General features: G+C 52.2%; 26 protein-coding genes. 1 reads left to right on the top strand and 25 read right to left on the bottom strand.

The genetic code is table 11. The features are described from left to right. Nucleotides 1-9: 9 nt before the first annotated feature. The 21 genes from KQI79_RS18515 to KQI79_RS18415 all read right to left on the bottom strand — a co-directional run bounded on the left by KQI79_RS18515 (nt 10) and on the right by KQI79_RS18415 (nt 20,008). Entirely contained in the window at nt 10-1,224 is a 1,215-nt protein-coding gene (locus KQI79_RS18515) for an acetate/propionate family kinase (protein ID WP_216539776.1), read from the bottom strand. Next, complete coding sequence (locus KQI79_RS18510; protein ID WP_216539799.1) at nt 1,221-2,093, bottom strand: 3-hydroxyacyl-CoA dehydrogenase family protein; 873 nt, start codon at nt 2,091-2,093, stop codon at nt 1,221-1,223. Before KQI79_RS18510 ends, KQI79_RS18515 begins: the two co-directional genes overlap by 4 nt. A gap of 100 nt (nt 2,094-2,193) precedes the next feature. Then, on the bottom strand, nt 2,194-3,696 hold the full coding sequence (locus KQI79_RS18505; protein ID WP_216539775.1) for an AAA family ATPase: 1,503 nt from the start codon (nt 3,694-3,696) through the stop codon (nt 2,194-2,196). Continuing rightward, the gene (locus KQI79_RS18500) at nt 3,689-4,222 is read right to left on the bottom strand and encodes a hypothetical protein (protein ID WP_216539774.1); all 534 of its coding nucleotides are present in this window, start codon (nt 4,220-4,222) and stop codon (nt 3,689-3,691) included. The genes KQI79_RS18505 and KQI79_RS18500 overlap by 8 nt, the downstream gene beginning before the upstream one ends. 157 nt (nt 4,223-4,379) lie before the next feature. Beyond that, nucleotides 4,380-4,790 carry a heme-copper oxidase family protein gene (locus tag KQI79_RS18495; RefSeq protein ID WP_216539773.1) on the bottom strand — a complete coding sequence of 137 codons (411 nt, stop codon included), beginning with the start codon at nt 4,788-4,790 and terminating at the stop codon, nt 4,380-4,382. A 106-nt stretch (nt 4,791-4,896) separates the two neighbouring features. Then, the gene (locus KQI79_RS18490; RefSeq protein ID WP_216539772.1) at nt 4,897-5,394 is read right to left on the bottom strand and encodes a cell wall elongation regulator TseB-like domain-containing protein; all 498 of its coding nucleotides are present in this window, start codon (nt 5,392-5,394) and stop codon (nt 4,897-4,899) included. Between the two features lie 17 nt (nt 5,395-5,411). Further along, on the bottom strand, nt 5,412-6,713 hold the full coding sequence (locus KQI79_RS18485) for an amidohydrolase (protein WP_216539771.1): 1,302 nt from the start codon (nt 6,711-6,713) through the stop codon (nt 5,412-5,414). After that, nucleotides 6,691-7,353 carry a redox-sensing transcriptional repressor Rex gene (locus tag KQI79_RS18480; RefSeq protein ID WP_216539770.1) on the bottom strand — a complete coding sequence of 221 codons (663 nt, stop codon included), beginning with the start codon at nt 7,351-7,353 and terminating at the stop codon, nt 6,691-6,693. Before KQI79_RS18480 ends, KQI79_RS18485 begins: the two co-directional genes overlap by 23 nt. After that, nucleotides 7,331-10,225, bottom strand: coding sequence for an ATP-dependent DNA helicase DinG (dinG, locus tag KQI79_RS18475; RefSeq protein ID WP_216539769.1), 2,895 nt, complete (start codon nt 10,223-10,225; stop codon nt 7,331-7,333). Before dinG ends, KQI79_RS18480 begins: the two co-directional genes overlap by 23 nt. Before the next feature lie 70 nt (nt 10,226-10,295). Beyond that, the gene (locus KQI79_RS18470) at nt 10,296-10,922 is read right to left on the bottom strand and encodes a tetratricopeptide repeat protein (RefSeq protein WP_216539768.1); all 627 of its coding nucleotides are present in this window, start codon (nt 10,920-10,922) and stop codon (nt 10,296-10,298) included. Nucleotides 10,923-11,052: 130 nt separating this feature from the next. Next, entirely contained in the window at nt 11,053-11,436 is a 384-nt protein-coding gene (gene panD, locus KQI79_RS18465; protein ID WP_216539767.1) for an aspartate 1-decarboxylase, read from the bottom strand. Further along, on the bottom strand, nt 11,421-12,362 hold the full coding sequence (gene panC / locus KQI79_RS18460; RefSeq protein WP_216539766.1) for a pantoate--beta-alanine ligase: 942 nt from the start codon (nt 12,360-12,362) through the stop codon (nt 11,421-11,423). The genes panD and panC overlap by 16 nt, the downstream gene beginning before the upstream one ends. Beyond that, entirely contained in the window at nt 12,359-13,267 is a 909-nt protein-coding gene (gene panB / locus KQI79_RS18455; protein ID WP_216539765.1) for a 3-methyl-2-oxobutanoate hydroxymethyltransferase, read from the bottom strand. The genes panC and panB overlap by 4 nt, the downstream gene beginning before the upstream one ends. 304 nt (nt 13,268-13,571) lie before the next feature. Beyond that, nucleotides 13,572-14,543: a biotin--[acetyl-CoA-carboxylase] ligase gene (locus tag KQI79_RS18450; RefSeq protein ID WP_216539798.1), complete on the bottom strand. Its 972-nt coding sequence runs from the start codon at nt 14,541-14,543 to the stop codon at nt 13,572-13,574. Next, nucleotides 14,536-15,897, bottom strand: a complete 1,362-nt coding sequence (locus KQI79_RS18445) for a CCA tRNA nucleotidyltransferase (RefSeq protein ID WP_216539764.1) — start codon at nt 15,895-15,897, stop codon at nt 14,536-14,538. The genes KQI79_RS18450 and KQI79_RS18445 overlap by 8 nt, the downstream gene beginning before the upstream one ends. Then, on the bottom strand, nt 15,897-17,063 hold the full coding sequence (bshA, locus tag KQI79_RS18440) for an N-acetyl-alpha-D-glucosaminyl L-malate synthase BshA (protein ID WP_216539763.1): 1,167 nt from the start codon (nt 17,061-17,063) through the stop codon (nt 15,897-15,899). Before bshA ends, KQI79_RS18445 begins: the two co-directional genes overlap by 1 nt. An 81-nt stretch (nt 17,064-17,144) precedes the next feature. Beyond that, nucleotides 17,145-17,843 carry a bacillithiol biosynthesis deacetylase BshB1 gene (gene bshB1 / locus KQI79_RS18435; protein WP_216539762.1) on the bottom strand — a complete coding sequence of 233 codons (699 nt, stop codon included), beginning with the start codon at nt 17,841-17,843 and terminating at the stop codon, nt 17,145-17,147. Next, a complete protein-coding gene (mgsA, locus tag KQI79_RS18430; RefSeq protein WP_216539761.1) occupies nt 17,840-18,262 on the bottom strand; it encodes a methylglyoxal synthase in 423 nt (140 codons plus the stop codon). Before mgsA ends, bshB1 begins: the two co-directional genes overlap by 4 nt. A gap of 19 nt (nt 18,263-18,281) precedes the next feature. Then, nucleotides 18,282-19,085 (bottom strand): 4-hydroxy-tetrahydrodipicolinate reductase, encoded by an 804-nt coding sequence (gene dapB / locus KQI79_RS18425; RefSeq protein ID WP_367398214.1) that lies wholly within the window; start codon nt 19,083-19,085, stop codon nt 18,282-18,284. Beyond that, nucleotides 19,069-19,614 carry a tetratricopeptide repeat protein gene (locus KQI79_RS18420; RefSeq protein WP_216539759.1) on the bottom strand — a complete coding sequence of 182 codons (546 nt, stop codon included), beginning with the start codon at nt 19,612-19,614 and terminating at the stop codon, nt 19,069-19,071. The genes dapB and KQI79_RS18420 overlap by 17 nt, the downstream gene beginning before the upstream one ends. A gap of 58 nt (nt 19,615-19,672) precedes the next feature. After that, nucleotides 19,673-20,008: a nucleotide pyrophosphohydrolase gene (locus KQI79_RS18415; protein WP_216539758.1), complete on the bottom strand. Its 336-nt coding sequence runs from the start codon at nt 20,006-20,008 to the stop codon at nt 19,673-19,675. A 213-nt stretch (nt 20,009-20,221) separates the two neighbouring features. On the opposite strand from KQI79_RS18415, the gene KQI79_RS18410 reads away from it, so the two are divergent. Next, on the top strand, nt 20,222-21,091 hold the full coding sequence (locus KQI79_RS18410; RefSeq protein ID WP_216539757.1) for a YitT family protein: 870 nt from the start codon (nt 20,222-20,224) through the stop codon (nt 21,089-21,091). A gap of 709 nt (nt 21,092-21,800) precedes the next feature. Here KQI79_RS18410 and KQI79_RS18405 read toward each other — a convergent pair. The 4 genes from KQI79_RS18405 to qcrB form a co-directional block, all read right to left on the bottom strand. Next, on the bottom strand, nt 21,801-22,676 hold the full coding sequence (locus KQI79_RS18405; RefSeq protein ID WP_216539756.1) for a sporulation protein YpjB: 876 nt from the start codon (nt 22,674-22,676) through the stop codon (nt 21,801-21,803). A gap of 102 nt (nt 22,677-22,778) precedes the next feature. Further along, nucleotides 22,779-23,420, bottom strand: coding sequence for a DUF1405 domain-containing protein (locus tag KQI79_RS18400; RefSeq protein ID WP_216539755.1), 642 nt, complete (start codon nt 23,418-23,420; stop codon nt 22,779-22,781). Nucleotides 23,421-23,487: 67 nt separating this feature from the next. After that, nucleotides 23,488-24,366, bottom strand: coding sequence for a menaquinol-cytochrome c reductase cytochrome b/c subunit (locus KQI79_RS18395; protein ID WP_216539754.1), 879 nt, complete (start codon nt 24,364-24,366; stop codon nt 23,488-23,490). A 16-nt stretch (nt 24,367-24,382) separates the two neighbouring features. Beyond that, nucleotides 24,383-25,054, bottom strand: coding sequence for a menaquinol-cytochrome c reductase cytochrome b subunit (gene qcrB / locus KQI79_RS18390; RefSeq protein ID WP_216539753.1), 672 nt, complete (start codon nt 25,052-25,054; stop codon nt 24,383-24,385). Nucleotides 25,055-25,060 lie beyond the last annotated feature (6 nt).

The following is a 25,060-nucleotide window of genomic DNA, read 5'->3' as shown; positions in this document are numbered from 1 at the left end:
CGTACTCCCTTACGATTTGTTTTGTGCTTCCAGAACGAGCCGGTTCGTATCGCGCGCGATCATCAATTCTTCATTCGTCGGCACGACAAGCACTTCGACTTTCGAATTCGCCGTCGATATGCGGCGCGGCTCTTTCGAGCGAACCAGATTGGCCTCCGCGTCAAGTTCGACGCCGAGGAACGTCAACTGCTCGCAAATGCGCTGGCGAAGCACGACGGCATTCTCGCCCGCCCCGGCCGTGAAGACGATCGCGTCGACACCGTCCATCGCCGCCGTATAGGCGCCGATATATTTGCGGATGCGATATTCGTACATATCGAAAGCAAGCTTGGAGTTGGCGTCTCCTTCTTCCATGCCGTCGATTATTTCGCGCATATCGCTGCTGACTCCGGAAATCGCCAGCAGCCCGCTATGCTTGTTCAGCATCGAATTAACCTCGTTCAAGGTCAAATCTTCCTTGTTCATCGTAAACGGCACGATCGCCGGATCGAGATCGCCGCTGCGCGTCCCCATCATTAAACCTTCAAGCGGGGTCATTCCCATGCTCGTATCTACCGAATCCCCGTAGCGCACGGCCGTCAAGCTGGCCCCGTTCCCGATATGGCAAGTAATGATTTTCAGCTGATCGAGCGGGCGTCCGAGATATTCGGCCGCTTTCTTGCTGACGTAATCATGCGATGTCCCGTGAAAACCGTAACGGCGGATTTTATGCTTTTTATACAATACTCTCGGGATCGCGTAAAGATACGCCTTCGTCGGCATCGTTTGATGAAAGGCCGTGTCGAATACGACCGCCTGCGGAATGCCGGGCATATTCGATTCGGTCGCTTTAATGCCCATCATCGCCGGCGGATTGTGAAGCGGAGCCAAGTCGAACAAGCTGCGAATTTCCGACTTCACGGCGGAATCTACAAGCACAGAGCTTTTGAAAGCTTCCCCGCCGTGCACGACGCGATGTCCGACCGCTTCGATTTCGGATACGGAGGATAAGACGCCGTGCTCCTCATCCGTCAAAATGTCCAACACTTTGCGCACCGCCGTCGTATGGTCCAAAATTTCGCTTACTTCGCTTATTTCCGCGCGGCCCGCCGGTTCGTGCTTCAGTATCGAGGAATCCATGCCGATCCGCTCGACCAAACCTTTCGCCAAGACGCTTTCGTCTTTCATATCGTACAATTGATATTTTAGAGAAGAGCTGCCTGCGTTAATAACTAGTATTTTCATATTCTGTCCCCATCCTTATCGTATCTGAAAAATCCTTCGCCCGTTTTTACGCCTAAGTTGCCGGCACGCACCATCTTTTTCAACAATACGGCGGGACGATACTTAATGTCCCCGAATTCCCTGAACATCCGTTCCATTGCGGCCAATACGGAATCGAGCCCGAAACGGTCCGCCATTTCGAACGGGCCGTGCTGGAAGGCATAGCCGATCCGCATTGCGTCGTCGATATCTTGGGCGGAAGCTACGCCTTCTTGCAAAGCATGAAGCGCCTCGTTAATGAGCGTACAAATAATCCGCGTCGTAACAAAACCCGGAGATTCGTAAACCATGATGCCTTTTTTCGAGATCACTTCTTCCACGAACCGTTTCGCTTCCAGAAATGTGTCTTCCGACGTTTTCAAGCCGCGAACCAATTCCACCAAATCCACTTTCGAAACCGGATAAATAAAGTGAATGCCGATAACCCGTTCCGGATACTTCGTTGAGCTGGCAAGTTCCGTCAAGCTTAATGTGGACGTATTGCTCGCAAGTATAATATGGCTTGGGCAAACCGTGTCCAATTCGGCGAATACCCTCTTCTTCGCTTCCAGATCTTCCGATATCGATTCGATGACCATATCGCAAGAACCCAACTCGGCAAAATGATCGACTTTATGAATCCGTGACAGAATGAGCTTCTTCTCGGCGAGCGTAATCGCCCATTTCTCCAATTGCTTATCCAAACTCGTCTCGATCATTTGATACGCGTGATCTAATTTGTCGCGGGTCTGCTCGACCAAGAGCACATCCAGCCCTTTCACGGCCAGCATTTCCGCGATCCCTTGTCCCATCGTTCCGCCGCCGATAACGCCTATTTTTTTGAAGAACATCGTTTCTTTCTCCATCCTTTCGCTTTCCTATCCATTATCTTTTTCTCTCGTCTCTATCTTATCATGGATATGTTAATTATAACAAAAAACCAGCGCAAAATTAGGCTGGTAATTGTTTGTGTTCACAAAAAATTCGTCGAAATTGCTCGCCGGAAAGTATTTCTTCGTTCATCAGCAAATCGAGCGAGTGATGGAACACATCGATATGCTCCTCTAACTGCCGCTTTGTCTTATCCATCAACTCTTCCAATATTGCGGCGTTTTCTTTCATCAGCTCTTCCTTCGTGACCATTTGCACGTCGACGATGCCCAAATTCGTCAAACCCGACTTCATCATCGTTTGCACGATGTTCAACGCCTGCTCGAAATCGTTCGTCGAGCCGGTGCTTCGGCCGCCGTAGAAAATTTCCTCCGCCGCCGCGCCGCCGAGCGCAATCATGATTTGCTTCTCCAGGAAATCTTTCGTGTACAAATATTGATCCTGCTGCGGCTGGTGTCTGACAAAGCCGAGCGCCTGCCCGCGCGGACTGAGCGCGACTTGGGATACGCTGTTCGGGCGGACGATTTCGGCGACGACGGCGTGGCCAAGCTCATGCACCGCAACGCGCCGCTTCTCTTCGTAAGTCGCTTCCCGATCCGTTTTCTCTCCCAGCATCACTTTATCGATCGCAAGCGACAAATGGCGCTGCTCGACAAATTCTTTATCTTCGCGCATGGCGTAGATGGCGGCTTCGTTCATCACGCTTTCCAACTGCGCTCCGGAGAAGCCGAACGACTCTTCGGCCACTTTGTCCAAATTGACCTCGTGGTGAAGCGGTTTATTATCCGCATGCAGCTCCAATATATGCTTTCTCCCTTTTTTATCCGGCAAATCCACCTGAATATGGCGGTCGAACCGACCCGGACGGAGTAAGGCGCTGTCCAGCATTTCTTTGCGGTTCGTCGCGGCAATCAGCAAAATGCGCGGCGTATTCGCGGAGTATATGCCGTCCATTTCGGTCAGCAGCTGATTCAACGTTTGATCGTATTCCCGCTGCTGTCCGCCTTCGCGTTTGCCGCCGATCACATCGATCTCATCGATGAAAATGATCGCGTTCTCGCGTTTTTCTTTCAACGCTTGGGAACGCGCCTGTTTGAACAGGTCGCGGATGCGGCCCGCGCCGACGCCGACGTACATCTCGACGAATTCGCTGCCGGACGCGGCGACGAAGACGGAATTGGTGTAATGCGCCGCCGCTTTCGCCATCAGCGTCTTCCCCGTTCCCGGAGGCCCGGTCAGCAATATGCCTTTTAACGGGCGAATGCCGAATTTCCGAATTTCTTCATAACGAACGAGAAAATCAAGCGCTTCGATCAGTTCCTGCTTGGCCCGGTCTTGTCCGCCAATTTGCTCGAACGTAAGGAAGGTCGGCTTTTTGCTCGGATTGTTGCGTCCGTTCGACGCGCCTACCGTGATGCCGCCGCGCATATTCATAAAGAGAAACAGAGCGACGAGCAAGACGGCAACGATGGCGAACGGAGCCAAATTCACCCCGATAAAAGCGAGGAAGGATATGAAAACGAGTGCGAAGCCAATGGCGATTTCTTTGCCCCATTTACGCATTGGGCCACACTCCCATCCTCTCGCCTTGACGCGGCAAAATAACGAATTTGCTTGCATTTCCGTCGGTTAGCGATACATACACATTCATGTCGTCCATTTCGGTTGACGCCTTCAAATTCGAATGCCCTGCGCTTAATTGTTCCAGCGTTTCAGGAATTTGCGTATAATGCTTCGTCTCCATCGCTTCGGCGACAGGGAACAGCGCGCTCGACCACCATTGATCCAACGCAGCGGAAGAGCCGTTCGTGACTTCCACATGAAGCTTGCGGTCGCCGATGATGCCTTTGCCATCCTTCTCAATGCGCTGCACGATTTCGCGCAGGCTGGCTTCCGGCTCCAATTCCAACTTCACGCGAACTTGATCGCGGGTAAATTCGGCATCGGCATGCTTCACTGCGGATATTTGTCTCACTTTATTTACAAGCGGGTTTTGCACCGCCACATTTTGATATAAGAACCAGCCGCCGAACAGAACGAGTCCGGATACGGCAACCGTAATAACCAATGGCAACAGACGCAACTTCACGTAACGTCACCTCTCTCTATATAGAAAATAATATATACTAGAAATACATACTATAGTATATCATACTCTGTATATGCGTTACCTATGTAATGTGTGGAAGTTCCGCCAATAACAAAAAGCTCGGCCGGCCGGCCAAGCTTGGATTTTTTTTGTAAAACTATGCTTTGAGGTTGGTTTTCGTTGAATGACGAATGTCTGCGATGCGCACGTTGGAATACAGGTTAATGACAAAACATAACGCTCCAAGGATAATAAGAATTCCCCCGGCGCCGACGATCGGTCCCCATGGCATTCCCGAGCCTGTCGCCAGCAACGCAATCAATGCTCCCATCATAATAATCAAGCCGACATTCATAAGCCAAAATTGGGCTTTCGCCCACCCGTTATGATCCGCCTTCGGAAACAGTACGTACACGATGCCCGATACCGCGAGAGACAACCAGCCTATCAAGTTGACATGCACATGAACACCCGTGAGCGTATGATCGCCGGCTAAGGACATATAAAGACCAAGCCCCATCGCCAAAATGAAATAAATGACGCTCACTTTCAAAAAGCGCACACCCATCGCACCAACCGACCTCCCATAAAATTTGACAATTTTGTGTCGGATCTAGTATAACAATAAATGGTCGCATTGACAATCATTAATTTACAAAAAATAGTAATGGAGGTCAACGTTTAGGCAATGTATAAGTTGTTAAAAATTCCCCGCTCGCAAATCGGTAAAAATCGTAATAATACCGCTGTTCGCCGCTGTCGTCCTTGCGCTTGTAAAATACTTCCCATATATATTGCCCTTCCCAAACGCCGGGAACGATACGCACGATTTCCGCCCCCGGATAGCGGCTCTTCACGCTGCGCTCGACCTCTTCTTTGGCGACGCCGTCGCTTTGCAGTTCGGCATGAACCGTTGTCCCATCGCGATTGACCCATACGAACATAGTTTGCTTTTGTTCATTTTGTCCGGATACGACCCAATATACGTCTTCCCACACCGATTTTTGAACCGCGGTGACTTCGGCCAAGTCGCTTTCCCGCAACGCGATGCGGCTCGCTTCGTTCTCCTCGTTCCAAACCGGGGTTTGAATATAAACGTAATATTGATGCAGGCCGATCAAGAGCAGGACCGCGGCGCACAAGACGATGATAATCCATTTCCTTTTATTCATGCCGGCAAATATCCTTTCTACCGCTGCAGCAAGCCTTCGAAGCAAGCCTGCGCTTCGCGGCGCACTTTTTCTTCATCCAACGTCAGGCATTCGCCGTCCCGCACAATTGGCTTGCCGTCCACCCAGACATGAGCCACGTCTTTCGCCGACGCGGAATAGACGGCATGAGAAATGAGATCGGTGTGCGGCACAAAATGCGCTTGATCGATATCGATCGCGATGAAATCGGCCTTCATGCCGGCTTGCAGCAAGCCGACGTTGTTCAAAGCGATCGAACGCGCGCCATATACCGTCCCCATGCGGAGCGCTTCGGCGGCGGGAACCGCGGTCGGATCGCCGGAGACGCCTTTATGGATGAGAGCCGCCAATCGTATTTCTTCGAACATGTCGAGATTGTTGTTGCTGGCGGCGCCGTCGGTGCCGAGCGATACGGTAACGCCCGCTTTGAGCAGTTCGGGAACGCGCGCTACGCCGCTCGCCAGCTTCAGATTGCTGCCGGGATTATGCGACACGCTTACTTGATGGCGCGAAAGCACCTCGATTTCGTCGTCCGTTAAATGAACCGCATGGGCCACTAGCGAAGGACGCGAGAAAAAGCCAAGTCTCTCCAAATGAGCGACCGGCCGCAAACCGTAATCTTTCACATTCTGCTTGACTTCGGCGCGCGTTTCCGACATATGCGTATGCAGCGGCAAATCGAGATCGTGGGCCGCCTGCACGAATTGTTCGATAAAAGCGGGCGGGCAAGTATAAGGAGCGTGCGGAGACATCATCGCCGTAATACGCCCTTCCGCCTTGCCATGCCAATCCTGCGCGAACTGAATGGCTTCCGCCAATTTGGCTTTTTGGACCTCTTCCGGACATAACCCGATGGCGCCGCGCATCAAGCAGGCGCGAATGCCGGATTGTACCGTTACTTTCGCCACTTCGTCCATATGATCGTACATATCGAGGAACGTCGTCGTGCCGCCCTTGAGCATTTCGAGCACGGATAGGGCGGTGCCCCAGTATACGTCTTGCGACGTAAATTTGGCTTCCATCGGCCACATTTTGTCCTGCAGCCACACTTGCAGCGCAAGATCGTCCCCGTATCCGCGCAGCAAAGACATGGCGGCATGTCCGTGCGTGTTGATTAAGCCCGGCATGAAGAACAAGCCTTTGCCGTCCACCGTTTCGATCTCATCCGGCAAGTCGTCCGGAAGATCGCCGCCGACGTAACGGATCAAGTCGTCTTCGATGACCATATATCCGTATACAACCGGCCGATCCGCGTCCAGTGTGGCGAAGTACCCGTTTTTAATCATCCATTGCTTCGTCATGTTCTTCCGACTCCTTTTCGTTTTGCAAATAATAGGCCAGGCTTAATAGATCGGTCGTGAAATCGGCCGTATGGATTCGAATATGAGGCGGCACTTTCAAAATGACCGGAGCAAAATTCAAGATCGCCTTTACCCCCGCATCGATAAATTGATCGGCGACATGCTGCGCCTCCGCGGCCGGAACCGTAATAATGCCGATTCGTACGTTCAACCGTTGGACCGTCTCCTTCAGCTCGCTCATCGGTTGAATGGTCAAAGCGTTCAATTTCGAACCGATCTTCGGTTCGTACGCGTCGAAGACGGCAACGATTTTCATGTTGTCTTTTAAATAGGCATTATAATTGCTCAACGCATGACCCAAGTTCCCGGCACCGACGAGCGCTACATTAATAGGTTGATTCAGTTTCAATATTTGTCTGATTTTTTGAATTAAATAAGCGACATCGTAGCCGATGCCTTTGCGTCCGAATTCACCGAAATAGGCCAAATCTTTACGGATTTGCGCGGGGTTCAAATCCAATTTCAATCCTAAATCTTGCGACGATACGGTCAACACTTCCCGCTGTTGCAATTCGTTTAGATAACGCAAATAAATCGGAAGACGGCGCACGACCGCTTCAGATATTTTCTCCGCTTTCATCGGCAACCTCCATTTCTTCGTTTTGCGACAGCCATTCTTGTATTCTCGGAACGATTTGGTGGAGCGGCATATGCTCCATTTTCGGTCCAGGCAAGGAATATAAAAAATATTTGCCATAGTAAGATTCAATGACGCGCGTATCGTATATAATGACGATGCCCCGGTCCTGCGCGGTTCGAACGAGACGTCCGAATCCTTGCTTGAAACGGATGACCGCTTGCGGCACGGAAAGCTTCATGAACGGATTTTTTTTCTGTTTTTGCAAAAGATCCGATTTCGCTTCCATCAGCGGATGATTCGGCGGCTGAAACGGCAAGCGCACGATGGCGAGACAAGTTAACGCATCCCCCGGCAAATCGACGCCTTCCCAGAAACTGCTCGTTCCGAGCAATACGGATGCCGATTGATCCTGGAAACGGCGCGTCAGCTTGCTGCGGTTGCCGCTATCGATGCCCTGTCCCAGAACTTGAATATTGCTGGCGTTCAGTATTTCTTTCAAAGGTTCGTATACTTGCTTCATCATGCGGTACGATGTAAACAAGACAAGCATCCGTCCTTGCGTCGCTACCGCCGTTTCCGCAAGCGATTCCACCAGTTTTGCGATGAAATCGGCGTCTGCGAACGATCCTTTCAACGTCGGAAAATCGCGGGGAATGACGACGAGCGCCTGTTTGCGGTATTGGAACGGAGACGGAAGCTGAACGCTGCGGAGCTTCTCTTGTTCTTGCGCCTCGACGAGTCCCAATTGCTCGCAAAAGTACTGAAACGATTTATCCACCGTAAGCGTGGCGGAAGTCATAATAATGCTCTTCTTGGCGTCGAAGAAATATTCCTTCAGTTGCCGGCTGACATCGGCCGGAACGGCGAACATTTGCAGCGACTTGCTGCGGAAGTTAGCGTTCGCCTCGAGCCAATAAACCGTTGCGGGATCGTTCAATTTCATGAAAAGACGCAATTCGTCGCGATGTCTCGCCATGTCCTTGAACAGTCCCGCAAGATCCGTCACGATGCTTTGGATGCTGAATTCCTCTTGATTGTCCTTCAATTCGTTAATCAATTTATCCGCGGCGCGCAGCACTTCGTTTGATTCAATATAGATGTTGTTCTCCAGATCGGCAAGCGGCTCCCATTCTTGCTGCAGCTCTTGCCACTGCAGACGGTGCACGAACTGCCCCGCCTCGGTTGCGCCTCCGTCATTCGAACGTTGCGGCAGCAGCGCGAACAGCAGCTCGGTCAATTTGTCCCAATATTCTTTAATATTAATGAGGGAAGGATACATCCGATTGACCGTTTCGCTCCATGAAGCCGCTTTTTCGTTGCCGGACAGTTGCAGCTTGGCATGCAGGTTGGGGAGTTGTCCCGATTTGCTGTCTTTCAACAGCCTCGTCAACGTATGGACCATTGAAAAATACTTCAAATGCAAACCGAGATGCTTGCCCGCAACCTCCTCCAAATGATGCGCCTCGTCGATGACCAAATGATCGTAGCCTGGCAGCAAGCGATGCTCCGCGCGTATATCGGTAAAGAGCATCGAATGGTTGGTGATAACGACGTCGGCAAGGTTCGCATCGTTCTTCGCCCGGTGGTAGAAGCATTTGCGGAACCACGGACAGGCCCGGTTCAGGCATGAATCCGAATCGCTCGCCACCGTATCCCAAAATTCCATCCCTTTGCTTGCAAAGTGCAATTCCTCGTCGTCGCCGTGTTCCGTCATGCTGAGCCAGACGATCATTTGCGCCGCCGTAATGACATCGTCCTTCGGATGAAGGAATTCTTTCGTATTCAATTTATGTTCAAACTTACGCAAGCATAAATAGTGCCGGCGCCCTTTGAGCACCGAAACTTGAAAATCGACAGGCAGAACGCTTTCCAGCAAAGGAACGTCCCGCTGCCTGATCTGCTCCTGCAAATTGATCGTATGCGTGCTTACGACGACTTTCCGTTCGTTCTTCACGCTATAATAAATCGAAGGGATAAGATACCCCAACGATTTGCCCGTACCCGTGCCCGCTTCCACCATCAGATGGTTGTCCTGCTCGAACGCTTGCATCACTTCTTCAAACATCATATTTTGCGCCTTGCGCGGCTCGAACTGGGGCATTCGTTCTTTCAATCGCTCCATCGTCATTTCGCGAAACTGCTCGAACGTAACATCCGCCAGCGGATTATCGTCTTCTTCGCTGCGCGGGGGCGTTCTCTCCGTCCAATCGTCGACATTCAAAGCGATTTGGCGGAAATACGTATGCGCCTGTTCGTCGACGGCCATCCGCATTTCCCGCTCCTGCAGCGAATGGACGATAAACCAGCCGGTATCGCTGTCGTCATGCTCGAACAAGGACGCCAGACGTTGCAGCGTAAGCAGCGGCAGATCGTCCAGCTTCTCCATACATTTCAACCAAATATGCGCCGTAGCCAAGGCGTCGCTGTCCGCCTGGTGGGGACGGTCATGCGGAACGCCGAAATGCGACGAAACGTTTCCCAATTGATAGCTGGTCAAGGAAGGGAATAAAATGCGCAAAAAATCGATCGTATCCAAGATCCGGCCCGTAAACGGCAAATACCCCGTCAAATCGAGCGCTTGCCGCAAAAAATTATAGTCGAAAGCGACATGATGTCCGATCAGCACAACATCGTTCAGCAGCGGCACGAGCTCCATCATCATGTCGTCCAATGACGGCGCTTCCTCGACGTCTTTGTCGGTAATGCCCGTTAATTGGGTAATAAACGGAGGAATATTTGTGCTTGGTTTCACAAAGGATTGGTACACATGTTCAATTGTCAGATCGTGATTTATAATGGCAAGCCCGACCTGAATGATTTCATCGGCGGGCTGGTTTCCGGTCGTTTCAAAATCTAGAACTGCAAATTTCATCGGTTATTATTGTCCCTTCATTCCAATCTCCTATAAGCATAACAGAAGATTGGAATTTTGGAAATTGCCTTTACATGAAAGAAGTCAATTCGCTGCCGTATTGCAATGTACCGTCGTTGTATTGGCATACCTTCAAATTTGCGAGCGGTTCCTGCAATTGGGGGTCGGTTTGATGGGCGAGTTTAAAATATTCTTGCGCTTTTTCGAAATTTTTCCTTTGCGCTTGGATGCATCCGAGCGCATTGTAAGAAATCGCCTTTACCTTTTTGTTATCGGTCAGAGGAATAATGAGTTGAAAATGGCGGTACGCATCATTGCTTTCGCCAAGTTGCAAATAAGCCATGGCCAAATAAATGCGGGAGACGATGCTGTCGGGAAATTGGCTCACGACCGTTTCAAAGGCGTCAATCGCCTGTCTGAACATAAACAGGCGATAGTAGCCTTGTCCGCGCATAAAAGCTTCGCTGCGCGTTTCTGCGGAACTTTCCAGCCATTCCTTCTGTCCTGCCCCTTTGGCCCGAAACGCCCCCATCTTCTCCTCGAACAACAACCACTCTTCAATAATGCCGTCGCTTAGCGCCCGTAGCAGCGCCAATTTTTGGTTCAATTCCTGTTTCGATACGTCCTGCGCCTGAGGATAATGTAGAATGATTTCATCTAACATTTCGTTCATGGTTGCAAACAAATGTTGGAACATCACTGCATCCCACCCTTAACGAAAGTGTACAGCCCAAAAATCATATTGCCGTAACCTCATTTTTTGTTAAGGCGAGCTTTTTAATTCCCCGTTCCAGCCTTTACATAAAGCTGAACAGGCTTAACATTGCTTACAAAATCGTCGCATGAATCTCTTCGCGGTGAACGTCCGTTATTTGATTTCCTTCGCCAAGAATGACGACTTTCGGCTGGAACTTCTTCGCGTCTTCGTCCGACATGATCGCGTACGAAATAATAATGATTTTATCGCCGGGCTGCACCAGTCTGGCCGCCGCGCCGTTTAAACAAATAACGCCGGAGCCCCGCGGTCCCGGAATGACGTACGTTTCCAATCGCGCTCCGTTATTATTGTTTACAATCTGAACTTTTTCATTAACGAGCAGATCCGCTTCATCCATTAAATTTTCATCGATCGTGATGCTGCCGACATAATTCAAATCGGCTTCCGTTACGGTTGCGCGATGCAGCTTCGATTTCATCATCGTTCTAAACATGTGGCTCGTTCCTCCTTGTCGAATAGTTCAACCGCATATGATGCGCGTTGCGGCAGCAACCGGTTGTCGATCAGCCTGGTATGGCCGAATTTCACCGCCAGCGCGACGATGATCGTCTCGCGGCGCTCGCTGATGTCGGTACCCGGTTCAATCGGCTGCAGCGCCGGGAATGTCAATATGTCCACGTAATCGATGCGCGCCAGCGGCGCGCTCTCAATATGCCGCACAATTTGCGATCGCAAAGCTTCCGCCGAGTTCGCGCCTGCGCCGATCCAATCCTCGATGCGACCCAGAGCTTGCGACAAGACGAGCGCCTGCTCGCGCTCTTCCGGACTTAGATAGACGTTGCGCGAACTCATCGCGAGCCCGTCCTCTTCGCGAACGATCGGACACGCCACAATCTCTACGTCGATGTTCAAATCCTGTACCATTTGCTCGATGACCGCAATTTGCTGCGCGTCCTTCAAGCCGAAGAACGCCTTATCGGGCTTAACGATGTTGAATAACTTCGTGACGACCGTCGAAACGCCGTCGAAATGGCCGGGTCTCGAAGCCCCGCACAGCCGCTCCGTAAGCTCGGCGACCTTGACGTATGTTTTCGCGCCGTGTGGATACATCGTCTCCACTGTCGGCATAAACACGACATCTACCCCGGCTTTTCGCGCGATATCCAGATCCCGCTTCTCGTCGCGCGGATATTTGTCGAGATCTTCGCCCGGTCCGAATTGGATCGGATTGACGAAGATGCTCAAAACGACAATGTCGCATGTTGCTTTCGCTTGCCGCAATAAACTGACATGCCCCTCATGCAAATAGCCCATCGTCGGCACAAAGCCGACCTTGGCTTCCGCCGAAGCGAACGAACGGTTGCGGCGCAGCCGGGCAAGCTCGCTCCGTATATCTTCAATCGCGCCTAATACGATCATTTGGTTGTGTGCGCTCCTCTCTCGCCCGAATTGGCCGTCTCCTCATTCGCATGATTGCCTCCGCCGCCGTACAAGCTCTCGGCAACCGTGTCCGCCGCCGCAAATACGTGGTCCTCGGCCGGGAACGAGCGATCCTTCACTTCTTTGACATATTGCGAAATGCCTTGGCGAATGATGCCGCCGACATCGGCATACGTTTTAACGAATCTTTTCTCATAATATGGGGAAGCGTACCGCACCACGTCGTGGAATACGAGAACTTGCCCGTCGCAGCCGCGGCCGGCGCCGATTCCGATCGTCGGAATCGTAAGTTCCCGCGATATATATTCCGCCACCTGCTCCGTCACCAGCTCAAGCACGACGGCAAACGCGCCCGCGCGTTCCAACGCTTTGGCGTCTTCGAGCAAACGCTTGGCGTCTTGTTCGTCTTTCCCCTGAATCCGGTACCCGCCGATGCGATTGACCGACTGCGGAGTCAAGCCGATATGCCCAAGCACCGGAACGCCCGCCTTCACGCATGCGTCTACGGCGAGGCAAATATCGGCGCCGCCTTCCATCTTAACGGCGTTCGCATGGCCTTCCTGCATAATTCGCGCCGCATTGCGCAGCGTTTGATCGATGCTGCCGTGGTAGGTCAAGAACGGCAGGTCCGTCACGATAAACGTGTGCTGCGCGCCGCGCGCCACGGCCCGGGAGTGGTACACCATATCGTCAAGCGTCACCGGAACGGTCGTTTCATACCCGAGCACGACGTTGCCGAGGGAATCGCCTACCAGAATGATATCGACCCCCGCTTCTTCCGCAAGCTTGGCCGAAGGAAAATCGTATGCCGTTATCATCGTGACCGGAATTCGGTCTTGTTTCATTTTTTTCAATTTCGGTATCGTCAATCGTTGATTGTTCATCGGAAGTTCAACTCCTTTTCTCTTTTGTATTGTGCGCAAAACAAAAAAACCTTTTAGCATTTCCACTAAAAAGGTCCCAACACAAAAAAGAATCACTTGCGATCATCCTTCTGTCTCGGTCCCTGAGGCTCAGAGCAGAATCCATTTCCCACAACGTTATCGCCGGTCCGCACGAACTTTCACGCCGAACCGCCGAATGCGAATATGAAATTATGCGTATATAATTGCTGCCCGAGTGCAATTCGTTCGCACGATATCGCCTCTTGCATAAAAGTATAACATGCCGTACGGCGAAATTCACTATTTAATTTGGCATCTCGATTTCGCCCGAGAACAATTTCAATCGTTCCCCGTCTTTGTTCAACACGATCAAGGCCCCGGTTTCATCCAATTGCTTGGCTACGCAGTCGATCGAGCCGTTCGCCGTACGGACCGTTATCGGACGATTCAAAGTCACCGAATTGAGTTCCCATAGCGTGCGAATCGGCGCAAAGCCTTGTTCATGATACAGTTCGTACAACGTTTCGAATTCGCGCATAATGTCGAGGATGATTTCCGCGCGGTCGATCTTGCGCCCCGCTTCGATTCGCAGCGACGTCGCTTTGGCGCGCAGCTCTTCCGGATAATCCGCTTCCGTCAAATTGACGCTAATGCCGATGCCGGCGATGACATGACGGATCCGCTCGTCCTCCGCACTGGATTCGAGCAGTATGCCGCATATTTTGCGGCCGTTCACCAGCAAATCGTTTGGCCATTTAATGCCGACTTTTGCCGGGATGAATTTCTGCAAGCTGCGGCAAATCGCCACGGCGGCCAGCAGCGTCAATTGGGGCGTAAACTGCAGCGATATACGCGGCCTCAGCACGAGGCTCATCCAAATCCCTTTGCCTGACGGCGAGTGCCACGACCGCCCCATGCGGCCCCGCCCTGCCGTTTGCTCTTCGGCAATGACCAGCGCCCCCTCCGGGGCCCCTTGCGCCGCAAGCTGCTGCGCCAACGTTTGCGTCGAGGCCGCCGTTTCAACCAGTTGGATGCTTCGGCCCATCGTTTTCGTATTCATTCTCGCAAGCAAGGCATCCGGATCCAACCGCGCCGGCCTGCCGATATAACGGTAGCCCAGACGGGAGACGGCTTCGAATTCATATCCTTTTTTGCGCAGACGGTTAATTTGCTTCCATACGGCCGTCCGGCTTATTTGCAATTTGCGGCTAATTTCTTCGCCGGATACATATTCGCCCTGCTTATCCAAAAATATTTGCAGCAACGCATCATTCATGGTCATTCATCACTCGTTTCGCTTCGTTTAACAATGCTTCTTTCTCGTTCGGCAACGATTCGACCGCGACTTTCTTCAGCAGCAATTCCAACAACCGCCCAAGCCACGGACCGGGCGGACGCTCGAACAGCGACAGCAAATCTTGCCCGCGGACATCCAGTTCGCGCACACTCGCCGCCCCCATTTCGTTCAACCAACGGCGGCCGTTTGCCGCTGCCGCGCCAAGCTCCGCCACCATGTTCCCGCCGCCGGAAGAAACGGCTTGATCCGCATACGGCGCTTCTACTTCGCGCAGCGCCAGCCAATCCTCGGCCGCGCTTCGGCCGAATTCGAGGGCGGCGTACAACCATATGCGCCGTATTTCCGGCGCCGCAGCCGGGCGGGTCTCCGCCCGTGCGAACTCGGTCCGCAAGCGGGCGTCAAATCGCAGCGCCGCCGTAATCCGCGCGGTCTTGCTCCCTGCGAACGTCAACGTTTGCAGCAGTCCGCGGGCCGCATCGGCATCCGTTTCGCAGCATGCCAGCAGAGCGGCCCAACGCAGCGCCGGGTCGTCCGCGAACGCGGCCGGCCCTTGCAACGAACGCAGGCGCGAACTGCAGCCGTTCCCGTTTCCGCGCTTGGCATCCCAGGCAAGCGACGCGGCAACGGATTGCGGCAGCTTGATGCCGGTATGCTCCATTAACCGGCTGCGCCGCAGCAGTTCGATTGCCCTGAACGGATCGGGCCCCTCGATCATTTTCTCCAATTCGGCCCGGATGCGTTCGACCGCGATGAAGCGAAGCTTGTCCCGATGGCGCAGCAGCGCCGCCCACGTCTCCTTCGCGATCGCAAAACCGTATGTCGCGGCAAACCGGAGGCAGCGCATCATACGCAGCGCGTCTTCCTGAAACCGCGCATCCGCTTCGCCTACGCAACGCACGATTCGCTTGCGGATATCGGCTTGTCCGCCGAAGGGATCGATCAAGCGTCCGTTCCGGTCGAGGGCGATCGCATTCATCGTAAAATCGCGGCGAAGCAAATCATCGCGCAGCTCCGAGATGAATTCGACCTTCGCAGGCCGGCGGAATTTCTCATATGCGGATTCCCTGCGGAATGTCGTCACTTCGAAAGTATGCTCGTTCATGATGACGGTAACGGTCCCGTGCTTTACGCCGGTTGGAGCCGTACGGGGGAAAACGCGCATGACCTCAGCGGGCAACGCTGAGGTCGCAATATCGATATCGGCAATCGGGCGGTCGAGAAGCGCGTCCCGCACGCATCCCCCGACCAAATAGGCTGAATGCCCGTTATCCTGCAGCGCAGCCAGCACGATTCCGGCTTCTTCCCCCAATGAACCTTCGATACGAATTTGCATTATACGCAAACATCCTTGCTTACTCGCGCAGGCGCCGGTCGGCCCAGCACGCGATAATAAATTTGTTCGTATTCCGACATAATCAAATCATTGCAGAATTCGGTCCGCGCCCGATCCAAACAGTTTGCGGATATGCGGGCCGCCAATTGCGGATCGGACAGCAGCCGATAAGCGTAATCCGCCATCTGGTCCGTGTCGCCGATCGGCGCCAAAAATCCGGTTTCCCCATGCGTCACCAGTTCGGGAATGCCTCCCGCCTGGGAGCCTACCGTCGGCACGCCGCATGCCATCGCTTCCAGCGCGACAAGTCCGAAGCTTTCTTTTTCCGAAGGGAGCAGCATCAAGTCGGCGATCGATATCACCTGCGCGACATCGTCCTGCTTGCCAAGAAAGGTGACGCGGTCTTCGAGCCCGAGTTGCTGAATTTTGGATTGGATTTTCGGCAAATCCGGACCTTCGCCGACGAGAACGAGCCGAGTCGGCAGCCGTTCGCTAACTTTGGCGAATATGTCCACAACGTCGGATACCCGTTTCACCGGGCGGAAATTCGAAATATGCATCAAAATTTTCTCATGCGGCGCGGCGATTCCCGCACGCAGATCCGAACAATTCCGCGGATAATATACCCGCTTATCGACGAAATTGTATGTCAGGTCGATATGACGCGTAATTTCCAGCAATTCCTTCGTCTCGGCGATCAAATCTTTGGATACCGCCGTCACCGCATCGCTGTTGTTAATCCCGAAACGGATCATATCTTTCAACGTTTCGTCCTGCGCAAGCACGGTAATATCGGTGCCGTGAAGCGTCGTCACGATCTTCAGCGAATCGCCGAGCATTTGCTTTGCCAAATAAGCGCATATCGCATGCGGAACCGCATAATGGACATGCAAGATATCCAATCCGCGCATGCGCGCCACCTGAGCCATTTTGCTCGCCAGAGACAAATCGTAAGGAGGGTAGCGAAAGACGTAATAATCGCTTACCTCCACTTCATGATAAAATATATTTTTTTGAAACGTACCTAAACGGAACGGAACGCTGTGCGTTATAAAATGCACTTCATGGCCCTTCTCCGCTAGCAATTTTCCAAGCTCCGTCGCCACAACTCCCGAACCGCCAAGAGAAGGGTAACAAGTAATTCCGATTTTCAGCATTTCCCCCATCCGGCATGTTCCTCCTATCGTTATCTGTATTGACCCAGCGTTCATAAGCCGACTATAACATTTATATTATTCGGCGTTTGTTTAAAATAGGTTAATCAAATGAGGCTGCTTGGTCGTAAAGCTTTCCGCGTACCGGACGAGACGCTTCTGTCCCGTCACTCTGTCCCGCGCTTCCACTTGCTCGATATAACCTTGATTCAAAGGCGTCCGCACATATTCCGCTACCGTGCCCGGAGAAGTAAATTGCGAGCGATACGCCTTCAGCGCGTTCAACTTTGTCTCATAAACGGCCGTTACATCGACCGCAAGATCGGAAGGGCCCAAATCATTAATATAGTAGAAATAAAGCTGTTCCACCGTTACCGCCTCGAATTCCGGCATATACCGCCGCAATTTCGCGTTGAAGACGGCTTCCTGCACCATTCTGCTGCACATGACATGATCGGGATGACGATCTTCCCAATACGGCGCGAAGACGATTCGAGGCGCGAAACGGCGAATTTCGCGGACGATCGGATCGATCTGTTCTTTCTCCGCTCGCAGCCCGCGATCGGGCAAGCCCAAATTCGTGCGGGCCGTCAACCCCAGAATGCGCGAAGCTTCTTCGGCCTCGATCCTGCGCGTGTCCACATTGCCGTTGGACGACATTTCCGCATGCGTCAGATCGCAGATTCCTACCTTTATCCCCGCTTGCGTATGTTTGGCGACCGTACCGCCCATTCCGATCTCCGCGTCGTCCGGATGGGCGCCGAAAATAAGAATGTCCAGTCGATCCGTCATTCTTCAATACCCGGCTTATATTTATGGACAAGCTCCCGCCATGCGAAATCGCCGCGGTCCAGCGCCTTCACCAATATTTCCGCCGTCGCGATGTTCGTGGCGACCGGAATGCCCTGCACGTCGCATAGGCGAAGCAGAGCGATAATATCAGGCTCATGCGGCTGCGCCATCAAAGGATCGCGCAGAAAAATGATGAGATCCATCTCGTTCTGTGCGACGAGAGCGCCGATCTGCTGATCTCCTCCAAGCGGACCCGACATGAAACGGTGAATGTTCAGCCCTGTCTTCTCCATAATTCGCATTCCCGTCGTTCCGGTCGAATATAAACGATGCCCTTGAAACACTTTCTCATACGCGGTTACAAAATTAACCATCTCGTCTTTTTTACGATCATGCGCTATAAATGCAATGTCCATCATTTCAGAATCGCCCCATATCTTATTCTATAAAATGGTCAAATCCATAGATCAATCCGGTATATTCCATTACTTTTTTGACGGCAAGGTTTACGCCCGGCATATAACCGGCGCGCTCGTACGAATCGTGGCGGATTTTGAGCGTTTGGCCGAAACCGCCGAATATGACTTCCTGCTGCGCAAAAACGCCCGGCAGACGGACGCTATGTATGCGGAAACCGTTGTAATATCCGCCTCGCGCCCCTTCGATCGTTTCTTCCTCTTTCGGGTTGCCTTGACGCAATTCCTCCCGTACTTGCGAAATAAGCTCGGCCGTTTTCACCGCCGTACCCGACGGCGCATCCAGCTTCTGGTCGCCATGATATTCGATAATTTCCAGGTGGGGGAAATATTTCGCAGCCTGCGCCGCAAATTTCATCATGAGAATGGCCCCGATCGAAAAATTAGGGGCGATTAATCCGCCAATTTGGCGATCTTGGCAAAGCTTGTCCAGCTCTTCGATTTGTTCGGGCGTAAAGCCCGTCGTTCCGATGACAGGCCGCACGCCATGCTCGATCGCCGTCTTCGTATTATGGAATACCGTTTGCGGCGTCGTAAAGTCGACCATGACATCCGGCTTCGAATCGGCCAGCGTCGTTTCGAGATCGGTCGTCACGATGACTTCGGATGCCGGCAATCCGACCAAGGAAGCGGCATCTATCCCGCCGGAGTGAGGATCGACGGCTGCGACCAATTGCAATGCCTCGTCCTCCAGCACCATTTTTACGACTTCTTTGCCCATTCGCCCGCCTGCGCCTGTTACCGCAACTTTAATTTTTTGCATGATCGCCTGCAACTCCTTCTATTTCGAGATCTTTTGCCAATTTTTGTTTCCAGTCCTCGTATAATACTTTAACCGTTTCGTTGTCGGGATCAAGCTTGCGTGCTTCTCCCAAGCAACGAATCGCCTGATGATAATCTTGCAGCTTCGCGTAGGCTTCGGCCATCAGCACGTAAGCCCGCACCGCGAGCGGATCGAGCTCGACCGCTTGCCGCAGCAGATGAATGGCTGCGTGCGCGTCGATCGCATTGTCGCCCGTATAGTTCTCCGCTTCTTCGATTCGCTCTTTCGCCTGCAAATGCTGCAGATGAAGCCGATACTTCTCATGCTCAGGCTGTAAATCCGACGCGCGTTTCGCATGGACGATCGCTTGCTGCAACCGGCCGCTGCGAGCATACGTAATCGACAGCTTATAATGGTAATCCGGATGATTGCCGTCCAGCAATATCGCCTGTTCGAACCAATAGACGGCACGCCCGAAATCGCCTTGTAGAATGGAATGATAAGCTTGCTTAATCATTTCATCCGCATTCACCGGCCCTTCCTCCTCCCGGCTTCTATCCTGAAGCCACTATAGCATATGAGAAGGGCGGTTATTCGGTGTGTTTTTTCGTCCAACGATCCGCATCCCGCGTGTTGAACTTTTCGAGCACTTGATCATGCGCTTTCGTCAAATCGATTCCGAGCGAATTGGCGAAACATATCGTAATAAAGAGAATATCGCCTAATTCCAGCTCGACCGAGTTTTCGGCTTCGTCCGGCTTTTTCGGCTTTTCTCCGTAACGGTGATTGACTTCGCGGGCCAGTTCCCCGACCTCTTCGGCCATCCGCGCAACGAGCGCGAGCGGGCTGAAGTATCCCTCTTTAAATTGGGATATGTAACGATCCACTTCCCGCTGTATTTCCGCTAACGACTTCTCTTCTGCCATAGCCTCGTTCCCCTACCCCTTCTTTATGTTTTTATCAATATGTTATCCTAAAGCCGTATTGAACACAAACCCTTTTTTTGCGGGCCGTCCAAAAATGTTTTGCTCCAACATGAGAAAATCGCGCTTTTCTTCTTGGATAAAAAGAGATACTATATAGAACGGAAATAAAATCATCCGGTTCGGCTTTTGCGCAACCGGCTCTGGGAGGATCCGATGAGTAAACATTTTGCTCTAGCTCAAATCAAAACGATCGCGCCGATTATACTTGGTACGGCGATATACGCCCTGGGCCTTTTATACTTCATCATTCCAAACCAACTGATGGAAGGAGGCATTACAGGGGTAACCGTATTGCTGAAATACGCCTTTAACATACAGCCTTCCTTGTCGACGCTTGTCCTAAACATTCCGCTGTTCTTCGTCGGATGGAAGGTGCTCGGCAAGAAGCCGATGGCTTACACGATTCTCGGCACGCTGTCGCTTACTTTTTTCCTATGGCTGTTCGAATCGGGGATTCGCGCCGGCTGGATCGTCCCGTTTCAAACCGATCACGATTACATATTGGCGGCATTATATGCAGGGGTAACGCTGGGAGCGGGGCTCGGAATCGTCTTCCGCTTCGGAGGAACGACCGGAGGGGCGGATATAATCGCCAGGATATTGAACCGCCGGTTCGGTTGGAGCATGGGGCAAATCATTTTATCGCTCGATGTCATCATCATCGGCTCCTCCTTGTTTTTTATCCCGAAGGAAAAAATACTGTACACATTTATCGTCGTGTTCATCGCTTCGAAAATGATCGATTTTATTCAAGAAGGCGCATACGCGGCCAAAGCCTTTACGATTATCAGCGACCGCGCGCCTGAAATCGCGGACATCGTGACGCGCGATATGGAGCGCGGCGTGACGCTCATTCCTGCGGTAGGCGCCTATTCCAAGCAATCCAAATATATCGCGTACTGCATCGTCGGACGCCAGGAAATGCGCCGGCTTCATCAAATCGTAAGATCGGTCGATCCGCGCGCGTTTGTCATCATCAACGACGTGCATGACGTGCACGGGGAAGGGTTTAAGGAATCATAGCGTTTCGGCCGGGCGCCCCGGCTTTTTCTTTTTTCCCGCCGTTCGTCGAAATCCCGCTCGCTCAGGACCTATCAAATTTTCGACTAGTTCCAATTCGCTTAGTCTTATCACCATTCGCATTAGCTTCACCTCGCTAAGATGAGATCAGCCACGGATTAGCTCCTCCTCGCCAGGATCTATCAGCCTTCGCATTAGCTCCAGTTCGCTCGGAACAGACCTGCCTCTCGATAGCTCCAAAATGTGGAGTTCATTTTCGCGCTCCCCGCTATCTGCGTTCATTAACGGTAAAAACCGGCGCTAATGTGCGGCAGATCGCAAGATCGGGCCAATGTGGACGAGATTAACTGTAGAAAATGCCGCTAACTTTCTCTTTTCGCTTTCCGAGTACAAAATAGCTCCAGTTTTTACCGTTAGTTGCAGGCGTCGAGCGAGAGTGTGGTCGACCGCCCGCCGACATGCAGCGAAACACCGTGCGCTGGAAGCTGCGAGCGGTGCAAGAAGAGCGCAGAGACCGCGCTTCAGAAGCGGCTTAGATAGCCGAACGCTGTATTTTTCATTGCGCTCCAAACCAAACCAAACCATACATCATACACCACACACCATCCACTGAACGAAGGGGATATCGACAGAAGGGGAAAAAAAACAATACCGCGAAAATGAGAATGCAGCGCACGGCATGCCACTCATGAAAAAAGCCCGATTCCTCGGGCTATCGTTCAGGCTTGCGGCGGCGCCTCTCGGCTTCCGCCTTTTTCTCGTACCGGTATTTGCGCCAGGCGACGTAACCGAGTACGATGACGACGACGGTTCCAATCCACAGCGTCCATATCCATTGGTCGTTCGTGCCGACGATCGGCATAAAGGTAGGAACGTCTTTTTTGCCGAAAAACAGCTCGTTCACCCATTGCCTGCCAACGGGCAGTATCTTTCGCAAATCTTCCCGCTCTACCTTATCTTTCGTAATCCGCTGGCGCAAATAAGCCATCATCGAATCGAGCTTCTCGATTTCTTCAGACGCCCGCTGAATCGCCGCCGCCGGGCGAATGACATTGTAATGCTGCTGAAAAGCGGCAAACGCCGCCCGGATGGCGGCAGCTCCTCCCGTTTCCGCGGCCAGCCCCTGCTCCATCCGTTCGATATCGTCGTTCATGACTTTATAATACTGATGCCACATCGGCTGCTCGGGATGCGTTAACGCATCGGCGGCCAGCCGGACGGTAGCGGCCGCTTCCAGCCATCGTTCCGGTTGAATCGTCGCTTGATTGACGATCCGTTTCATATCGACAATGCATTCCGAAAGAGCCCCGACCCCTTCCACGGAAGCGGCTCCCTCAAAACGAATTTGCGCAAACAGCTTTTCCATTTGCGCGATCCGTTTGCGCACTTCCAATATATTACCATCGGACGTATAGCGGTATACGGAATCCGCCAACCGATCGAATTCCTCCAGCTTGTTTCGATCCACTGGCCGGTCGCCGGACGCATATGTCGCGTACCGATCATGCGAGTCGCTCGCCGAACCGTATATCGGATTGCCGAACCATATCGTTCCGATGCAAAGGATAAGCAGCAATTTGCGAAGCATGGATCATCCCTCCCACAGTACATACTATGAAAGGTTGTCCGGCGCTAGAACATCCGTCGCGGCGAAACAGCGAAGCGCCCAGGAATATGCCGCAGCCTTGCCTTATTTCCGTTGGCGTATCGCTCTGGCCGCCCGCAGCGCCGCGTAACCGCAAACGAAGCTGAAGATAGTCAAACCGAACGTAAAGTTGCGCACGGCCGCAAGATCGTCCATCAACACTCCAGGCAGCGTTGGAAACACATGAAACGTATAATCTACCGTATCGTTAAGCAATGTCCATAATAAACCGATTACGAGCGCGCCCGTTCCAAACGAGAAAAAGCGAACGAACAACAACGCTTCGACCGCCATTGCCGTATGCGACGCAACAAGCATCCAATCCTGCCATACGAGCATATTCCCTTGCGCGGCTCCCGCAAAAATAATTGCCACCGCCCAAATGCCGTATTTCACCGAAGTGATAACGGCGAGACCTTCGACGATCTTCCGCAATCCGATCATGAACTTCGACCTGACGGGCGGGTACAGCAGGAACAGCACCGCGATCGTAAAAAACAAGCTGGCTGTCGGGCTGTCCGGAACGAACACAAGCTGCCATACGGGGGAATTCTCGTACGTATATCGCAATTGCGGACCGTACCATATGTAGCCGTAAATCGTGCCGAGCAAGTTAAACCAAAATAAACACCATAAAATAATGCGGTTCGTCAAAAAATGTTTGCTCCAAAAGAAAGCGACGTTCAATCTTTTCCCCCCTTAATAAAGGAAACCTGATCGAATAAACGACCAGGTTCTGTTCCCTAACATATTACTATGCCTTTTTCTGTTTCGCAAGCCATTCGGCCAGATGATCGATTTGATCGTCCGTTAAACCGTTGCCGACGGCGATATCGTACATGGCAGGCATTTTGCCGTTCTCCGATCCTTCATGAATAATCTTCAGGATCTCTTCTTTCGAATGCTTATCCCCTACGCCGCGGAGCGCCGGCGCGCCGTTCGTGCCTTTCAAATCGTTTCCGTGGCACGCTAGGCAAGTAGCGGTTTTTAAGTATTCCATCGCCGGATCGTCAGGTTCGACGATCGCAACTTCCACCGGCTTCTTCGCGCTGCTCGTCGGAAGTCCGTTCTCGAAGTTCTCGCGGGCTTGTTCTTCGCGAGTGATATGTTCAGGTTTAATGCCTGTCGCCGAAAGTTCTTCCTGATATTCGCCCCATGCCGAACTTGTCAAGTAAACAAGCGAAATGAGCCCCAAGAACATCAAAGAGGAAGCGATCGGTCGGCGGTAGAAGCGCCGTTCTTTGCCTGTATCCAGGAACGGAGCCAGCACCAGCGCCCCGAATGCGACGCCCGGAACCAATACGGTACCGATTACGATGAAATCACCCGATGCGTACGGGAATTTCAAAAACTGATACAAGAACAAGAAATACCAGTCTGGAATCGGAATGAAAGCCGCGTTCGGATCCGCCGGAAATCCAAGCGGGGCCGGTTCGGAAATCGTCAATACGAGAAAGCCGACCAGCACGACAACGCCGACCATCCATTCTTTCAATAAGAAGTTAGGAATAAACGCTTCCGACTTCCCCGGAAAAGATCTGTAGTCCGGTTGTTCCGGCTTGTTGGTTCTAACGCGGACGCGAGAATCGCCCACGAATACAACTTTTTCATTTGATTTATGACCGTGTGCCATCGATATTCCTCCCTTCTTATAGCGGTCCCGAAATTCCTTGTCTGCGGATCATGAAGAAATGTCCTCCTAAAAGGGCAAGAAGACAGGCCGGCAAGAAAAAGACGTGAATTGCGAAAAAGCGCGATAACGTTTGAGCTCCGACGATGGTTCCGCCTTGCGCCAATTCTTTCAAGTACGGTCCGATCAATGGAACGGAATCCGCAATTTCCATCGTTACTTTCGTCGCAAAATACGCTTTGTTGTCCCAAGGCAATAAATAACCGGTCAAACCGAGACCGAGCATGACGAAGAAAATAAGCATGCCGACAACCCAGTTCATCTCGCGCGGCGCCTTGTAGGAACCGGTAAAAAATACGCGCATCGTATGCAAAAACATCATTACGATAACCAAACTCGCACCCCAGTGATGCATCCCGCGCACGATCTGGCCGAACGCGACTTTGGTTTGCAAATATTCGACGCTCGCATAAGCGTTAATAATATCCGGAACGTAATACATCGTAAGGAACATCCCGGATAAAATTTGAATTACAGTGATGAAAAACGTCAGCCCGCCAAAGCAATACACGAAGGCGGAAAAATGATGCGCCGGATTGACGTGTTCCGGAACTTCATGATCCGCAACGTCTCTCCACATCGGCGTGATATCAAGACGTTCGTCCATCCAATTGTAGACTTTCTTAAACATCCGACT

This window comes from Paenibacillus sp. MSJ-34 (genome assembly GCF_018918005.1).
Taxonomy (GTDB): domain Bacteria; phylum Bacillota; class Bacilli; order Paenibacillales; family Paenibacillaceae; genus MSJ-34.
This window is presented reverse-complemented; position numbering and strand designations above follow the sequence as displayed.

Coding starts and splice junctions, on each gene's coding strand:
- KQI79_RS18515 (WP_216539776.1), bottom strand. CDS start 1,224: ATGAAAATACTAGTTATTAACGCAGGCAGCTCTTCTCTAAAATATCAA.
- KQI79_RS18510 (WP_216539799.1), bottom strand. CDS start 2,093: ATGTTCTTCAAAAAAATAGGCGTTATCGGCGGCGGAACGATGGGACAA.
- KQI79_RS18505 (WP_216539775.1), bottom strand. CDS start 3,696: ATGCGTAAATGGGGCAAAGAAATCGCCATTGGCTTCGCACTCGTTTTC.
- KQI79_RS18495 (WP_216539773.1), bottom strand. CDS start 4,790: ATGGGTGTGCGCTTTTTGAAAGTGAGCGTCATTTATTTCATTTTGGCG.
- KQI79_RS18490 (WP_216539772.1), bottom strand. CDS start 5,394: ATGAATAAAAGGAAATGGATTATCATCGTCTTGTGCGCCGCGGTCCTG.
- KQI79_RS18485 (WP_216539771.1), bottom strand. CDS start 6,713: ATGACGAAGCAATGGATGATTAAAAACGGGTACTTCGCCACACTGGAC.
- KQI79_RS18480 (WP_216539770.1), bottom strand. CDS start 7,353: ATGAAAGCGGAGAAAATATCTGAAGCGGTCGTGCGCCGTCTTCCGATT.
- dinG (WP_216539769.1), bottom strand. CDS start 10,225: ATGAAATTTGCAGTTCTAGATTTTGAAACGACCGGAAACCAGCCCGCC.
- KQI79_RS18470 (WP_216539768.1), bottom strand. CDS start 10,922: ATGTTCCAACATTTGTTTGCAACCATGAACGAAATGTTAGATGAAATC.
- panD (WP_216539767.1), bottom strand. CDS start 11,436: ATGTTTAGAACGATGATGAAATCGAAGCTGCATCGCGCAACCGTAACG.
- panC (WP_216539766.1), bottom strand. CDS start 12,362: ATGATCGTATTAGGCGCGATTGAAGATATACGGAGCGAGCTTGCCCGG.
- panB (WP_216539765.1), bottom strand. CDS start 13,267: ATGAACAATCAACGATTGACGATACCGAAATTGAAAAAAATGAAACAA.
- KQI79_RS18450 (WP_216539798.1), bottom strand. CDS start 14,543: ATGAATGATGCGTTGCTGCAAATATTTTTGGATAAGCAGGGCGAATAT.
- KQI79_RS18445 (WP_216539764.1), bottom strand. CDS start 15,897: ATGCAAATTCGTATCGAAGGTTCATTGGGGGAAGAAGCCGGAATCGTG.
- bshA (WP_216539763.1), bottom strand. CDS start 17,063: ATGGGGGAAATGCTGAAAATCGGAATTACTTGTTACCCTTCTCTTGGC.
- bshB1 (WP_216539762.1), bottom strand. CDS start 17,843: ATGACGGATCGACTGGACATTCTTATTTTCGGCGCCCATCCGGACGAC.
- mgsA (WP_216539761.1), bottom strand. CDS start 18,262: ATGATGGACATTGCATTTATAGCGCATGATCGTAAAAAAGACGAGATG.
- KQI79_RS18415 (WP_216539758.1), bottom strand. CDS start 20,008: ATGGCAGAAGAGAAGTCGTTAGCGGAAATACAGCGGGAAGTGGATCGT.
- KQI79_RS18410 (WP_216539757.1), top strand. CDS start 20,222: ATGAGTAAACATTTTGCTCTAGCTCAAATCAAAACGATCGCGCCGATT.
- KQI79_RS18405 (WP_216539756.1), bottom strand. CDS start 22,676: ATGCTTCGCAAATTGCTGCTTATCCTTTGCATCGGAACGATATGGTTC.
- KQI79_RS18395 (WP_216539754.1), bottom strand. CDS start 24,366: ATGGCACACGGTCATAAATCAAATGAAAAAGTTGTATTCGTGGGCGAT.
- qcrB (WP_216539753.1), bottom strand. CDS start 25,054: ATGTTTAAGAAAGTCTACAATTGGATGGACGAACGTCTTGATATCACG.